16 protein-coding genes are annotated in these 13,721 nt (G+C 37.1%); 1 reads left to right on the top strand and 15 read right to left on the bottom strand.

Features of this window, described 5'->3' with window-relative positions:
• Positions 1–5 precede the first annotated feature (5 nt).
• From spoIIAB to QGM71_RS02340, 12 genes are all read right to left on the bottom strand, one after another.
• On the bottom strand, positions 6–446 hold the full coding sequence (gene spoIIAB, locus QGM71_RS02395; protein WP_327605908.1) for an anti-sigma F factor: 441 nt from the start codon (positions 444–446) through the stop codon (positions 6–8).
• Positions 443–796, bottom strand: a complete 354-nt coding sequence (spoIIAA, locus tag QGM71_RS02390; RefSeq protein WP_327605907.1) for an anti-sigma F factor antagonist — start codon at positions 794–796, stop codon at positions 443–445. Before spoIIAA ends, spoIIAB begins: the two co-directional genes overlap by 4 nt.
• Positions 797–903: 107 nt before the next feature.
• On the bottom strand, positions 904–2,085 hold the full coding sequence (locus QGM71_RS02385; protein ID WP_327605906.1) for a D-alanyl-D-alanine carboxypeptidase family protein: 1,182 nt from the start codon (positions 2,083–2,085) through the stop codon (positions 904–906).
• Between the two features lie 106 nt (positions 2,086–2,191).
• Positions 2,192–3,496 (bottom strand): pyrimidine-nucleoside phosphorylase, encoded by a 1,305-nt coding sequence (locus QGM71_RS02380; RefSeq protein WP_327605905.1) that lies wholly within the window; start codon positions 3,494–3,496, stop codon positions 2,192–2,194.
• Between the two features lie 20 nt (positions 3,497–3,516).
• Positions 3,517–4,338 carry a purine-nucleoside phosphorylase gene (locus tag QGM71_RS02375; RefSeq protein ID WP_327605904.1) on the bottom strand — a complete coding sequence of 274 codons (822 nt, stop codon included), beginning with the start codon at positions 4,336–4,338 and terminating at the stop codon, positions 3,517–3,519.
• 14 nt (positions 4,339–4,352) lie between these two features.
• Positions 4,353–5,531 carry a phosphopentomutase gene (gene deoB, locus QGM71_RS02370; protein WP_327605903.1) on the bottom strand — a complete coding sequence of 393 codons (1,179 nt, stop codon included), beginning with the start codon at positions 5,529–5,531 and terminating at the stop codon, positions 4,353–4,355.
• Positions 5,532–5,644: 113 nt separating this feature from the next.
• On the bottom strand, positions 5,645–6,538 hold the full coding sequence (gene xerD / locus QGM71_RS02365; protein ID WP_327605902.1) for a site-specific tyrosine recombinase XerD: 894 nt from the start codon (positions 6,536–6,538) through the stop codon (positions 5,645–5,647).
• A 3-nt stretch (positions 6,539–6,541) separates the two neighbouring features.
• The gene (locus tag QGM71_RS02360) at positions 6,542–6,748 is read right to left on the bottom strand and encodes a YqzK family protein (RefSeq protein ID WP_327605901.1); all 207 of its coding nucleotides are present in this window, start codon (positions 6,746–6,748) and stop codon (positions 6,542–6,544) included.
• Between the two features lie 202 nt (positions 6,749–6,950).
• On the bottom strand, positions 6,951–7,412 hold the full coding sequence (gene fur / locus QGM71_RS02355) for a ferric iron uptake transcriptional regulator (protein ID WP_327605900.1): 462 nt from the start codon (positions 7,410–7,412) through the stop codon (positions 6,951–6,953).
• Between the two features lie 114 nt (positions 7,413–7,526).
• Positions 7,527–8,162 carry a stage II sporulation protein M gene (spoIIM, locus tag QGM71_RS02350; protein ID WP_327605899.1) on the bottom strand — a complete coding sequence of 212 codons (636 nt, stop codon included), beginning with the start codon at positions 8,160–8,162 and terminating at the stop codon, positions 7,527–7,529.
• 100 nt (positions 8,163–8,262) lie between these two features.
• Complete coding sequence (locus QGM71_RS02345) at positions 8,263–9,432, bottom strand: endonuclease Q family protein (protein WP_327605898.1); 1,170 nt, start codon at positions 9,430–9,432, stop codon at positions 8,263–8,265.
• Entirely contained in the window at positions 9,433–9,978 is a 546-nt protein-coding gene (locus tag QGM71_RS02340; RefSeq protein ID WP_327605897.1) for an NUDIX hydrolase, read from the bottom strand. It lies immediately after the preceding gene.
• A gap of 136 nt (positions 9,979–10,114) precedes the next feature.
• Here QGM71_RS02340 and QGM71_RS02335 point away from each other — a divergent pair, with 136 nt between their 5' ends.
• Positions 10,115–11,035, top strand: coding sequence for an aldo/keto reductase (locus tag QGM71_RS02335; protein ID WP_327605896.1), 921 nt, complete (start codon positions 10,115–10,117; stop codon positions 11,033–11,035).
• A 413-nt stretch (positions 11,036–11,448) separates the two neighbouring features.
• Here QGM71_RS02335 and QGM71_RS02330 read toward each other — a convergent pair whose 3' ends face one another.
• The 3 genes from QGM71_RS02330 to QGM71_RS02320 all read right to left on the bottom strand — a co-directional run bounded on the left by QGM71_RS02330 (position 11,449) and on the right by QGM71_RS02320 (position 13,671).
• Positions 11,449–11,775, bottom strand: a complete 327-nt coding sequence (locus QGM71_RS02330) for an iron-sulfur cluster biosynthesis family protein (protein WP_327605895.1) — start codon at positions 11,773–11,775, stop codon at positions 11,449–11,451.
• Positions 11,776–11,924: 149 nt separating this feature from the next.
• The gene (locus QGM71_RS02325; protein WP_327605894.1) at positions 11,925–12,719 is read right to left on the bottom strand and encodes an SDR family NAD(P)-dependent oxidoreductase; all 795 of its coding nucleotides are present in this window, start codon (positions 12,717–12,719) and stop codon (positions 11,925–11,927) included.
• On the bottom strand, positions 12,709–13,671 hold the full coding sequence (locus QGM71_RS02320) for an MBL fold metallo-hydrolase (protein WP_327605893.1): 963 nt from the start codon (positions 13,669–13,671) through the stop codon (positions 12,709–12,711). The genes QGM71_RS02325 and QGM71_RS02320 overlap by 11 nt, the downstream gene beginning before the upstream one ends.
• Positions 13,672–13,721 lie beyond the last annotated feature (50 nt).

Genomic DNA, 13,721 nt, shown 5'->3' with positions numbered 1-13,721 from the left:
CATCCCTAATTACAGACAGTCTTGCTTCTCGTTAGTTGTTTTGTCATGTGAACTGTTGTTCCTTTACCAGGATTTGATATGACCTCAACGGTATCCATAAAGTTTTCTATAATTGTAAAGCCCATTCCAGATCTTTCCAACTCGGGTTTCGATGTATAGAGTGGCTGTCGAGCTTCCTCAACATTACCTATTCCAACTCCGTTATCTTTAATAGATAATTCGATTTCCCCTTCGTATAAAGTACAGGAAATTGATACTTTATGATGTGCTTCGTTGTTGTAACCATGGATAATAGAATTTGTTACTGCTTCTGATACTACAGTCTTGATTTCTGTTAGTTCATCCATTGTAGGATCCAATTGTGTAATAAACGATCCAACGACTACCCGCGCAAATGACTCATTTTCACTAATACTAGAAAACTCAACATACATTTCATTTTTCATGAAGCCACCCCCAACGTTACTAAAGCAAACTCCTCATTCTCTTCTAAACGGATAATTTTAAATAAACCGGACATTTCAAATAAACGTTTGACTGGTGGAGAAATAGAACATACTACCATTTCTCCTCCAAGCTGCAGCACTTCTTTATATCTTCCAAGCACAACACCCAATCCTGAACTATCCATAAAGGTGACAGACTCGAGGTTTAATATGACATGCTTAACTGCATTTTTATAGATCATATCTTTCCATTTATTCCGTAGCACTTCTGCTTCATGGTGATCCAGCTCGCCGGATAATCTTACAATTAATACATCTTCTTTAATATCAAAATTTGAACTTAGGCCCATTACTTCTCCTCCTTAAATATGGCTTTGTAAGTTCTCTTTCTCGATCTAGTGGGCCAAATCCTTCCTCGGTGACAAAAGAAGAAGTTATTCGTCTAAAATAGAAGTAATTAGTTGTTTTTCACCATTTTTTGCAAAGACCTCTTAAAGAATGTTATATAAGATGCTTTATTTACATCCTGCTCTACTATTAACGGGGTTTTCGAAAGGATTTCCTCTCCATTTTTCACATATAAAACTCCCACTTGATCACCCTTTTTCATAGGAAGACTCATATTCTCATCCAATTCAACTTTTGTAGTTACGTTTTCTGTAGACTCGCCCCTCGTATGAATGGTGCTTACTGATTCAGAAGCGATAATATTAATGCTTTTATTTTCAGCTTTCATAAGTTTTAAATTGGTTATCGTTTGATTTTTATCAAATAGTCTTTTTGTTTCAAAATGATTAAAAGCATAATCCAACATTTGAGAGATAGTTGCATTTCTCTTTTTTGGAGTTTCTGCCCCCATTACAACTGCGATAACTCGCATATCATTCTTTTTAGCAGTAGCCGTCAAACAATATTTTGCTTCATTGGTAAAACCTGTTTTCAGTCCATCAACGCCAGGGTAAAACCTCACCAGTTTGTTTGTATTTACTAACCAAAATTCATTTTCCTCTCCTTTTCTTAAATAATCCTCATAAATTGAGGTGTATTCCGTTACAGTTTCGTATTTTAATAATTCTTTTGCGATGATCGCCATATCGTAGGACGTAGAGTAATGGTTGTCTGCAGGAAGACCGGTTGTATTTTGAAACTTTGTATTACTTAGGTTTAGTTCTTTAAGTTTGTCATTCATCTTTTTCACGAAAGCATCTTCACTGCCTGCTATTCTCTCTGCTAAAGCTACACTCGCATCATTGCCTGACGCAATTGCCACACCTTTCAGCAGGTCCAGTACAGACATTTCTTCTCCAGCTTCCAAAAATATTTGTGAACCTCCCATTGAGGCTGCATAGTCACTCACACGAATAATTTCGTCAAGCTTTAAATTTCCCTCTTCAATTGCTTCCATAATCAGCAAAAGTGTCATCACTTTTGTCATACTAGCTGGAGGGAGTTTTTCTTGCGTATTCTTGTCAAAAAGTATTTTTCCAGTGTCTCTCTCAATGAGAATAGCTGATTTAGCATCTGGGGCTAGATTTAACGTACCGGGTTCATCTTTCTTTTTTTCTTCTCCCAAAACAGACATCGTGCTAACAAAAATTATTGAAAATATAATGCTAATGATTAAAACAAATTTTTTCATAGTTTTACCTCCAACAATCAATATAGTTTTAGGATTGCCATTACAGTTGTATTTTATACAACAAAAAAAGCACAACGATGTGTGCTTTTTAAAGGGGGTTTAACTTTTATTTTGTGATTGTGTCATAAATTAACGTTGGTGCTTCAGTAACGTGTTCTGATATCGTTATACTAGCATAAAGTTTATCTTTTACATCATCCACTGAGTCCTGATTTGCATGAATAGTTAATAAGGACTCTCCCACTCCTACAGCATCTCCTACTTTCTTATGTAGTACAATGCCCACAGCAAGATCTATTTGAGATTCTTTCGTTGCTCTACCCGCACCCAGTAACATTGCTGCTGTGCCGATATCGTCAGCGATAATTTCTGAAACGGTACCAGATGTTCTGGCTGGAAGCTCGATCTTATACGCTGCTTGTGGAAGTGTCTCAGGATGATCAGCAACACGTACATCTCCACCCTGTGACTCAAGGAAAAGCTTAAAGTGGTCAAATGCCTTACCATTTAAGAGATTTTCTCTTAATTTAATTCTAGCTTCTTCAATGTTAGATGCTTTACTAGCTAGTACGACCATTTGACTACCCAACGTTAGACAGAGTTCCGTTAAATCGTCTGGTCCTTTGCCTTGAAGTGTATCAATAGCCTCTTTTACTTCTAATGCATTGCCAATAGCATTGCCAAGCGGTTGACTCATGTCCGAAATAACTGCCATCGTATTTCTGCCTACTTTATTGCCTATAGCAACCATTGCTTCAGCTAAATCTCTAGCATCGTCCAGCTCTTTCATAAAAGCTCCAGCACCTGTTTTAACATCGAGAACAATCGCGTCTGCTCCTGAAGCTATTTTTTTGCTCATAATAGAGCTGGCAATCAGCGGAATAGAATTTACTGTTGCAGTAACATCTCTCAGGCTATAGAGTTTCTTATCTGCAGGTGTTAAATTACCAGACTGACCGATAACTGCAACCTTGTTTTTGTTTACCAGTTCAATAAATTGGTCATTGGTTATTTCAACGTGAAAACCTGGCACCGCCTCAAGCTTGTCTATCGTTCCACCAGTATGCCCTAATCCTCTTCCGCTCATTTTCGCAACGGGTACGCCCAATGAAGCTACTAATGGAGCTAGAATTAAAGTGGTAGTGTCTCCCACGCCTCCGGTGGAATGTTTGTCTACCTTTATTCCCGATATAGCTGAAAGATCAATTTGATCACCTGATTCAACCATAGCTTGTGTCAAATTGGCTCTCTCATCTTTAGTCATATCCTGAAAATAAATTGCCATTAATAAGGAGCTTACTTGGTAATCTGGAATATCTCCATTTGTATAACCATTGATAAAAAATTGGATTTCTTCTGATGTTAACTCCAGTCCATCTCTTTTTTTCTCAATCACATCATACATTCTCATCTATCAATCACCTCTTCCTTTTATTGTGGCAATGTGTTAATAATTTCCTTCAGAAAATTCAAAAAGTCTCCCCTGACTTTTTCTGTTGTTTCGATTACTTCGCTATGAGTTAGCGGTTGATCTAGTATTCCTGCAGCCATGTTTGAGATACACGAAATTCCCAACACACGTATTCCTGCATGTGCAGCAACCATCACCTCCGGAACTGTGGACATTCCGACAGCATCTCCGCCCAGTAGTCTCAACATCCTAACTTCTGCCGGTGTTTCATATGCAGGTCCAGTGTTACCCACATAGACACCCTTCTTTATAGAAAGCCCTAACTTACTTGCACAAGCTTCTGCATGTTTAATATATTCTTTATCATATGCCTGTGACATATCCGGAAAACGAACTCCTGATTGGTCATCATTTTTCCCTATCAGTGGATTTATTCCCATATTGTTTATATGATCTGTAATAACCATTAAATTTCCCGGACTAAAACTGGTGTTAATTCCTCCTGCTGCATTTGTAACGATTACAGATTCGATTCCCAAATGCTTCATTACACGTACTGGAAAGGTTACCTGCTGCATGGAGTACCCTTCATAATAGTGAAATCGTCCTTGCATTGCTACTACCTGTTTACCTTCCAGATTACCTATAATCAGTTGTCCCTTGTGACCAGATACGGTTGATTCCGGAAAATGAGGAATATCCTTATAAGGTATAGTAATCTGATTTTTTATTTTTTCGCCCAGGACTCCTAACCCTGATCCTAGAATTAAACCAATCTTCGGTGTGGTTGTCATTTTTTCCTGTATATGTGAACTTGCCTCTTGAACTGCAGTATTGTTCATTTAATCCAACCTCTCTATTTTAATTCTTCCAGAAAGCTCGTTCCAAATTCCGGCATTTTTATATTGAAGTTTTCTGAGATGGTAGCACCAATATCAGCGAATGTCTCCCTGATGGGCAATTCGGTTCCTTTAGTGACTGCTGTATGATGTACCAGTAAAGGTACATACTCACGGGTATGATCTGTGCCTTCATGTAAAGGGTCATTACCATGATCAGCAGTAATAATTAATAGATCATCCTCTTTCATTTCTTTAATTACCTCTGGAAGTCTTGCATCGAAAGCTTCCAGGGCCTTTCCATACCCTTCCGGATCTCGTCTGTGTCCAAACTTAGCGTCAAAATCAACCAAGTTTAAAAAGCTGAGCCCCGTGAAATCTTTGCGCATTGTGTCAACTAACTTTGTCATTCCATCTTCATTATCGGTAGTACGTATTGACTCAGTAACTCCTTCTCCATCAAAAATATCGGAGATTTTCCCTAATGCAATAACGTCATAACCCGCATCCTTCATTTCATTCATTACAGTTCGTCCAAATGGCTTCAAAGCGTAATCATGACGATTAGAAGTACGTTGAAATGCGCCAGGCTTTCCTACAAATGGGCGGGCAATTATTCGACCCACCATATATTTCTCATCCAGCGTTATTTCACGTGCGATTTGACAAATTCTATATTGTTCTTCGATTGGAACAATATCTTCGTGTGCTGCAATCTGTAAAACAGAATCAGCAGAAGTATAGACAATCAATGCTCCGGTATTCATGTGCTCCATACCTAGTTCTTCTAAAATTGCTGTACCTGATGCGGGCTTGTTACCAATAACTTTCCTCCCTGATTTTTCTTCCAGTTCGTTCAGTAATTCTTCAGGAAAACCATCAGGAAATGTTTGAAATGGTTGTTGAATATTTAAGCCCATTAGTTCCCAGTGCCCGGTCATTGTATCCTTTCCGTTAGATGCCTCTTGCATTTTCGTAAAGTGTGCAATTGGTGGATCTGCCTTTTCAATTCCCTTAATTTCTTTTATATTACTAATTCCTAAACTAGCTAAGTTTGGCATATGAAGGCCATTCATATACGCAGCAATATGCCCCAGAGTGTCTGCACCTGTGTCATTGAATTGTTCTGCATCAGGGGCTTCTCCAATACCTACAGAATCCATAACAATTATGAAGACACGTTTATAATTTCTCATACTTAAAACCTCCTATAATTAGATTCCCTAGTTTACGTTTTTATATGTCATTATTTAATCTATCCTGATCATCGTTTTATGTTGTAGGATGTCAGACGACTGAGAGTAAAAGATTAAGCTCGAGGGTGATAAGATTTGTATACATCTTTTAGTCTTGCTTTTGTAACATGTGTGTAGATCTGTGTTGTCGAAATATCTACATGCCCGAGCATTTCTTGAACCACACGAAGATCTGCCCCATTTTCCAGTAAATGAGTTGCAAAGGAATGACGTAATGTATGTGGCGTGATCGACTTTTTAATATTTGCGTTTTTGGCGATCCCTTTTAATATTTTCCAAAATCCCTGCCGCGTTAGCGGTCTTCCATGCTGGTTTACAAACAAAACATTGTCATCCAAATTTTTTTTTGTTAACACCCTTCTAGCTTGCTGTAAATAATCTTCTACCGCTTTATTCGCAACATTTCCAAGGGGAACAATTCTCTCTTTAGATCCTTTTCCTAAGCATTGAACAAAGCCCATAGTTAAATGCAGGTCACTTACATTAAGTGTAATTAACTCACTTACACGCAGCCCTGTAGCATATAGCAATTCAAGCATTGCTTTATTTCGAATAGCCAGAGGATTATCTCCATGAATCATTAATAATTTCTCAACATCCTTCATCGATAATACATCTGGCAGCTGTCTTGCCTTTTTAGGAGTTTCAATATGTAGACTAGGATCTAGTTCTGCAATTTGTTCACGGATTAAAAACTGATGAAAGGAACGGATGGATGAGACATGTCGGGATATAGTTGATGAAGATTTTCCACTGTCTTTTAATAAATACAGAAAACCGACTATATCATTTCTGGTCACTGTATCCCATGATGCTTTATTAGTAACCTTATCTATGTAGTTCATGTAGTTTTTCAGATCCCGTTTATAAGAGCTCAACGTATTGTCGGATAATCCTTTTTCTATTTGCAGGTAGTGAAAAAAATCCTCAAATGCATGCGTAAGCATATTTTACTCCCCTAGTCGAAAAAATAAGTTCAATCGATCAATAAAGCTTTGATCCGTATTAAATACCTTTACTGCAGGACCCTCTGGAGGATCATAACGGTGATATTGTTCATATTCGGAGTGCATAGCTCGTAATCCAAAATAAAATAAAAATGTACATGCTATAAATATAATAAACACTTTACATGTATCCCATACTAGTCGTTTCATATGGCATATCCCCTCTTTTAAAAATCTTATACTATTAAAAGATATGCCAAAAAAGAATCACATTATACATATAACGGAGGACTTATGAAAATACTATAACTCAAATGTACCTTTTTCCCATCGTTTTGTAAATTATAATTCTAGTACTATAGTGTAAATAACGATTTAAAACCAAATTACCTATTTAGGAAGACAAAAGAAACTATTTACTGGTCGCTTCAACTGTAACTACCTGACACTGTTTACAGACTCCGTGAAAAGTCAATCGGTGATCTATTACTTGAAATCCCCAATCATTTTGAACGATTTTCTCCACATCTTCCAGTAAATCATCAATAATTTCCTCCACTGAACCACATTCTATGCATACAAGATGATGATGAAAATGCTCAGCGCCTTCTTTGCGAAGATCATAGCGTGAGACTCCATCACCAAAGTTTATTTTGTCGACAATTTTTATTTCTGATAATAATTCCAATGTACGGTATACAGTAGCCAATCCAATTTCCGGCGCTTTATCTTTTACGAGTAGAAAGACTTCCTCGGCACTTAAATGGTCTTCCTCTCGCTCAAGCAAAACCCTTAGTGTCGCTTCTCTTTGTGGTGTAAGCTTATAGCTCTGTGCATGAAGCTGTTTTTTTATACGATCAATGCGATGTTCCATGGCCAGTAACCTCCCTCATATCCCACCTTTATTATATGCACCAAAGAAATGTGTGTCAAAGTATACTGTAACCCGTATACCAATACCAATAATTATTTCTAAAAAGAATAACTATTAAAAAAATGACTTGATCAATAATTCCATTGCTTTATTAGATACATAGGATTCAAGCAATGCTGCAATAAAGGAGAGAGCTAACAGTAAAGAAAACATAATAATATACCTGCCAAATGGCTGAAATACTGGTTGTGAAATCTTTCGTGTAAATAGTTTGTTCAGTAAATTCAATGAAAAAATCATGGATAAACTTCCTGCAATAATATATATCGGTATAATTAATATGTTTTGCGGAGCGATGGAAAAGGAAGCTAATAGCAATCCATCGACACCTAGTTGATTTACAATAAATCCAACAGAAAAACCAATCACCAGACCTTTTATAAATAATAGAATCCAGACGATAGGTAGTCCGATAACAGATAATCCTAAAACAAACAGTAGCAATAAATACTTTACATGGTAAAGAAAACTGCTTTTTAATATTTCACTGCTTTCAATATGCTGCTTATCTATAATCTGTCCAAAGAAACGCTCTAGATAAAAAAATAAGTCCTGCTTCTGTACAAAGTTCATACTATTAACTAGAATAGCACCAAATATTATTCCTGTTAAGAATAGAATGATCATAAACAGGTAGATTGTTGCATTTTCTTTTACATGATTTATTATTGCTGCTCCATATTTGTACATCGGAATCCTCCATTCAAGAGATACTACTATAATTAAAAACTATGAAGAATTCCTAGTAAAAATACCAAATACACTATCTTTTTAATAAATCATTTTAAAATCACGAGGGAGTGATGGTACCATACTTACCTCCACCACCGGCTTTTATAGCTAACTTACCTTCTCTCATTTGAATAATAGAAACTGCTAGTTTTTCCGGAATTACTTCCTTCAATTGCTCTAAAGAAGTATGATGGATAACATTCATTTCCGTGTCAAAATGATATATTAGTTTCTCATATGTTTTCTTGCCCAGTGATGGTAAGTATTCCAAAGGAACCTGGTACAAATAAGGTGGTCTTTCTCTGGACTTATTTTCAGCATCTTTCAGCTCCTGAATACGGTCATATACGCCTTTTATAATTTTTGCGGATCCACATACTGAACACCGTTCTGCATCAGGTGATAAAGACACTAAGCATTCGTTACAAACAGTAGTATGGTATTTTCCCAGTTGTGGATTCATACCAAAGTTTTGTTTTATTTTTCTATCATCTACCTGATGCAATGCCCAATAAAATTCTTTAAAAGAAGGCTCTTTCATATAAATCTCCTGATATTCACGTGCTATTTTAGCTAATGAATGGGCATCTGAGTTTGATACAAATGTATAATCATGTAATTCACTGATTTCATCAGCCATAGCTGTGTCTGAGCTTAGTCCTAACTCAATACCGTCAATTAAATCTGGATCCAGAACTTCCCTTAGGCTTCTATTTACGCCCTTGCCATACAAGCTTTTAAAAGGAGTAAATACATGGGCGGGAATGAAAATACCACCTAACTCCTTCACCTTATATTGCAGATCTTTAGCAGTACCATAATACCTTTGGGAGCTCAGTGTGATATTTTTCATTTTTGTTGTTAACCATTCAGAGAATTGCTCGATAGTTTCAAGCGTCGGAAAATAGCATAAGACGTGTATTGGTCCTTTACAAAATTCATCATAAACTTCTATCTCTGAACCTAATAGTAACGTAACCGCTTCAAAACGAATACCTCCATCGGATAACTCGTATGCTTTTTTTTCCTCGATAAGCTGTTTAATCTCTAATTGTACAGCTGGAGCATGGCTATCAATTACACCAATCATATTAATTCCTTTATTGCGGCTGGATTCCTTCAAGATGTTTGTTAATGTCAAGGACCTTGCACCAGTAATTTTCACAGGTTTATCATACATATCCCGACCTATATGGATGTGCATATCAGCAAAATAGGAATTTAACATTTATACCCTCCCCAATGCGTGTAAATAGAGCACAGCATAATTTGTTTTAGCATCATGTATGCGTTCTTCTTCGACATATTGCTTTGCTTCGTCCAATGTTAATTCAACTACTTCAATAAACTCATCATCATCACCTGTTACGGTGCCTTTCAATGGTTCCAGCTGGTCTGTAATGTAAATGTACATCAGCTCATCAGCAAATCCTGGTGAGGTATAAAAAGACGTTACAAACGACAATTCACTTGTCGAATAACCTGTTTCTTCTTCTAATTCGCGTTTAGCAGTAACAATGGGCTCTTCTCCGACCTCCAGCTTTCCGGCAGGAATCTCTAAAATAGATTTTTCCAAAGGTTTACGGTACTGTTTTACAAAGACAATTTTATTATCCTTGGTAATTGGGATAACCGCTACTGCACCCGGGTGTTTGATTAATTCCCGTTTTGCTGTTTTTCCATTAGGAAGCGTAACCTCATCAACTTGTAAATGAACAACTTTACCATCATAGATCTTTTCGGTTTTTATCGTTTTTTCTTCAAATTTTTTCATTTTTAATCATCCTAACATTAGCATGCTATTTTTCTATACTAGCATACATTATTTAGTTCCAATTGCGAAATAGTTGTATTTGAGTATGGCTGTTTCTACAATAGAATTAGGAAATCAGAAACGGAGGTAGTAACTGTTGAAGAAAAATCAATTAGGGAAATCAGATATTTACGTTTCCGAATTAACATTGGGTTGTATGTCACTGGGGACTAATTTACAAAGAGCAAATTCAATTATTGATGCCGCTCTTGAAGCAGGTATTAATCATTTAGATACAGCTGATTTGTATGATTATGGAGTAAATGAAGAAATAGTTGGTAATGCCATCAAGGGGAAACGTGACAAAATTATACTAACGAGTAAAGTTGGTAATCACTTCAATAGAAAAAAGAAGGAATCGTTTTGGGACCCATCTAAAGAGCATATAATAAAAGGTTGTAAAGAGAGTCTGCATCGCTTACAAACAGATTATATCGATTTTTATATGCTTCATGGCGGAACTATAGATGATCCAATTGACCAATCAATTGAGGCATTCGAAGAGTTGAAACAAGAAGGTGTCATTCGCGGCTATGGTATCTCTTCTATTCGCCCTAATGTTATCCGGGAATATGTAAAACGCTCTAATATGGATGCGGTCATGATGCAGTATAATTTGCTTGACACAAGACCAGAAGAAGAAATCCTCGACCTCCTGCACGCTAACAGTATTAACGTGCTTGCTCGAGGCCCTCTGGCTAAAGGGATGTTGAGTAATAACGCTGCTGTACAAATTGATAGCAAAGGGCAGGACGGTTTCTTAGATTACTCGTATGCAGAGTTAAAAAAGATCCATTCTATAATAACAGAAACTTATTTAAAAGAAAGTTCATTAAATGAAATTGCTTTAAAGTATGTACTAAAACACCCTGCTGTAGCCAGCGCCGTATTCGGAGCAAGTTCACTAGACCAATTAAAAGAAAACACGCTTCATGATTACTCTAAAGCTCTTACACATTATTTGTATTTGGATATTCAAAAAGTAACAAAACCAATAAAATATACACAACACAGGTAACTAAGAACAAAAACGCAGGGCGCCCGTTTATCACCGTATGCGCTGCGCCCGCGCATCGCGGGTGGGTCGACGTTGCCGCGCAAAGCGGCGTAGTTAGTCGATCTTCCTTTAGAGTATGAGATATTAGTTAAAGGATGTTCGACAAGATCGCCACGTCCTTGAAAAAGAAAAGCACTTTTCCTGCGTGCGATGCATCTCACAGATGCTTTCCTTATCCTGTGGCATCGTCGAACTGACCTACATCCTGTAGGCCCGAGTGTAATGAATTGGTTTATGTTGAGACCGGAAGGGCACTAGGTGATGGCGCTTGGAGCTGGACGTGGCTGTTTAAGTGTAAGAATTAATTCCAGCCAAAAATTTATACTTTCTTACCTAATTAGAAAGGGGCTGACAAGCTGAACAGCCCCTTCAAATTAATTTATATAGCACACACTTTGCTGAGAGATGAACGGATTTAAAATTCCTTCAGAGCTGGAAAGTCGAAACATACCGTTGCTTATATCGAGCCTCATTTTCTCCGCAAAAAATACCGCTTGATCCCTTTGAATCAGCGTAGAGAATGTTTCGTTTTCCACTTCTATATACGATTCATTTTTTTTATCAGTAAAACGGAGAGCAGGCAACCCATTCACCCCACAACCACAATCCTCCGTGTCATACCACAACACTAAATAGTTAGAATTTGCTTTGTTAAGTTTATTCAATTGTCTTTCAGCTTCAGGGCTGATTACTAGTTTCACTTTATCACTCCTAATTTCTTTTACTTAGCACTATTAATCCATTCGAACAAAGGCGCTGGAGCAGGACGTGGCTGTTTAAGTGTAAGAACTAATTGCAGCCCAAAGTTTTATACTCACTCTATATTAAAAAAGAAAGTAACACACTGTTTTTACTTTTTATTAAATTGTTTCTTAAGGATAGTCTCCATTAAACTTGGAAACAGGTGGTAGAGTTTGCTTCCAAACTCCATCCAGCTAGGCAAGTTAACCTCCCTCTTATTTGTAAACAAAACCGCTGTAATTTTTTTCGCTACTCGATCAGGATCGAGCATATATCGATTAACATTTTTCTGATAGCTTCCTTCTGGATCAGCAAGAGTAAAGAAATTTGTTCGAACTGGTCCAAGATTAACCGTAGTAACCTGGATATTCGTACTCGTATTTTCAAGCCTCAGTCCGTTTGTAAAGCCAAGAACAGCATGTTTCGTTGATGCATAGACAGAAGATCTTGGTGTAGCTATTTTACCAGCCTGAGAGGCAATATTTATAATATGCCCTTCGTTATATTGCGAGAAATGGGCCATCATTATTTTTGTAGTACGCATTACGGCAAACACATTCAACTGATACATTTGATTGACTTCCTGCCAATCCATGTCCTTTATATAATCAAAAAAACCCACGCCTGCATTGTTAATCAATCCATGAAGTTGAGTGTGTTCCTCAAGTATCTTTTTAAAAACAATCTCTAGTTCAGTTTCTTCTTGCAAGTCAGCTTGATAAACAAAGCTTTCAACTTGTAATTTTTTCTCTAATATTATTTGTTGAGCCTCCAGCTTATCAATGGAACGGGCAATCATAATTGGGATTCCGCCATTTTCAGCAATATGCCAGACTAATTTCTCACCAATTCCACTTGAAGCACCTGTTACAATAATTTTTTTGTTTTCCAAGTTACGTCGCATGATAAATTAAAGTCCCATTCTTTGACACTTTACCGATGAGGCCTTCATCTTCAAGGTAATCAAGCTGTCCAATCGTTTCGGACATTGTTAAATCGAGTTGTTTCTCGTATTGCCTCGGAAAAATCTGCTCACAAATTTGAAAGACAGTTTGGGCCTCTTCCTTCAATAATAAATGGACCTTGTCTGCACGTTGTTCCTGCTTTAGTAATCGGAAAGGTATGATTTCATCTACATTACTGAACACCTCACCATGCCCTGGTAATACTTTGCTGATACCCAGAGATAGACATTTCTTTAAATTAGCTCGGTACTGAAGCATTGGCTTGGGCCTTTCTATATCCCCCTCAAGCGGTGGTTCAATTAAAGGGTTTGGTGATATGTGCTGAAGCAAATGATCTCCACCTATAAACAATCCATCACTTTCCCTTAAAAATGATAAATGGCTTTGAGCATGTCCCTTCGTGTCGATCACTTGCCAATCAGCATGTCCTGGTAAACTGTCCCCTTCATCAATCATTGCTGTTAATTTTCCTTCTCCAGCAAAATGTAAAGGAGCCCGAAGATTATCCAAGTCAGTATGAAAACGATCGGGTATGCCGCTCGTTATAAAATAGTCTTTAAAAAACTGTTCATAATGCCTGAAAAACATTTCATTTTTTGTTAACCATACATCTACATTTTTATGTGCAACCAAACTATTAAGACGAGGAAATTCTTCTATTAATCCAGTATGATCTGGATGGTGATGAGTTAATATAATTTGTTCAATATCATTTGGATAGTAACCAAGCTCTTTTAATTGCATTTTCAATGATTCCCATGCTTCTTTGGTCTTTACCCCTGCATCAACTAAAGTTAAAGCATCCCCTTTTATCAGGTATACATGAGTATCACCTACTGCAAATGGTGTTGGTATAGTAAGCTGCCTAATTGTTTCATCTAATACTTTCATTAATAAAATCCCCCAAAAATGAATGATCATTCAGTTGATTTTTATTTTAC

This window comes from Virgibacillus tibetensis (genome assembly GCF_036026595.1).
Taxonomy (GTDB): Bacteria; Bacillota; Bacilli; order Bacillales; family Amphibacillaceae; genus Virgibacillus_P; species Virgibacillus_P tibetensis.
This window is presented reverse-complemented; position numbering and strand designations above follow the sequence as displayed.

Bases quoted from the DNA above. Each gene is read 5' to 3' on its own strand.
- spoIIAB (WP_327605908.1), bottom strand. From the start codon at position 446: ATGAAAAATGAAATGTATGTTGAGTTTTCTAGTATTAGTGAAAATGAG.
- spoIIAA (WP_327605907.1), bottom strand. From the start codon at position 796: ATGGGCCTAAGTTCAAATTTTGATATTAAAGAAGATGTATTAATTGTA.
- QGM71_RS02385 (WP_327605906.1), bottom strand. From the start codon at position 2,085: ATGAAAAAATTTGTTTTAATCATTAGCATTATATTTTCAATAATTTTT.
- QGM71_RS02380 (WP_327605905.1), bottom strand. From the start codon at position 3,496: ATGAGAATGTATGATGTGATTGAGAAAAAAAGAGATGGACTGGAGTTA.
- QGM71_RS02375 (WP_327605904.1), bottom strand. From the start codon at position 4,338: ATGAACAATACTGCAGTTCAAGAGGCAAGTTCACATATACAGGAAAAA.
- deoB (WP_327605903.1), bottom strand. From the start codon at position 5,531: ATGAGAAATTATAAACGTGTCTTCATAATTGTTATGGATTCTGTAGGT.
- xerD (WP_327605902.1), bottom strand. From the start codon at position 6,538: ATGCTTACGCATGCATTTGAGGATTTTTTTCACTACCTGCAAATAGAA.
- QGM71_RS02360 (WP_327605901.1), bottom strand. From the start codon at position 6,748: ATGAAACGACTAGTATGGGATACATGTAAAGTGTTTATTATATTTATA.
- fur (WP_327605900.1), bottom strand. From the start codon at position 7,412: ATGGAACATCGCATTGATCGTATAAAAAAACAGCTTCATGCACAGAGC.
- spoIIM (WP_327605899.1), bottom strand. From the start codon at position 8,162: ATGTACAAATATGGAGCAGCAATAATAAATCATGTAAAAGAAAATGCA.
- QGM71_RS02345 (WP_327605898.1), bottom strand. From the start codon at position 9,432: ATGTTAAATTCCTATTTTGCTGATATGCACATCCATATAGGTCGGGAT.
- QGM71_RS02340 (WP_327605897.1), bottom strand. From the start codon at position 9,978: ATGAAAAAATTTGAAGAAAAAACGATAAAAACCGAAAAGATCTATGAT.
- QGM71_RS02325 (WP_327605894.1), bottom strand. From the start codon at position 12,719: ATGCGACGTAACTTGGAAAACAAAAAAATTATTGTAACAGGTGCTTCA.
- QGM71_RS02320 (WP_327605893.1), bottom strand. From the start codon at position 13,671: ATGAAAGTATTAGATGAAACAATTAGGCAGCTTACTATACCAACACCA.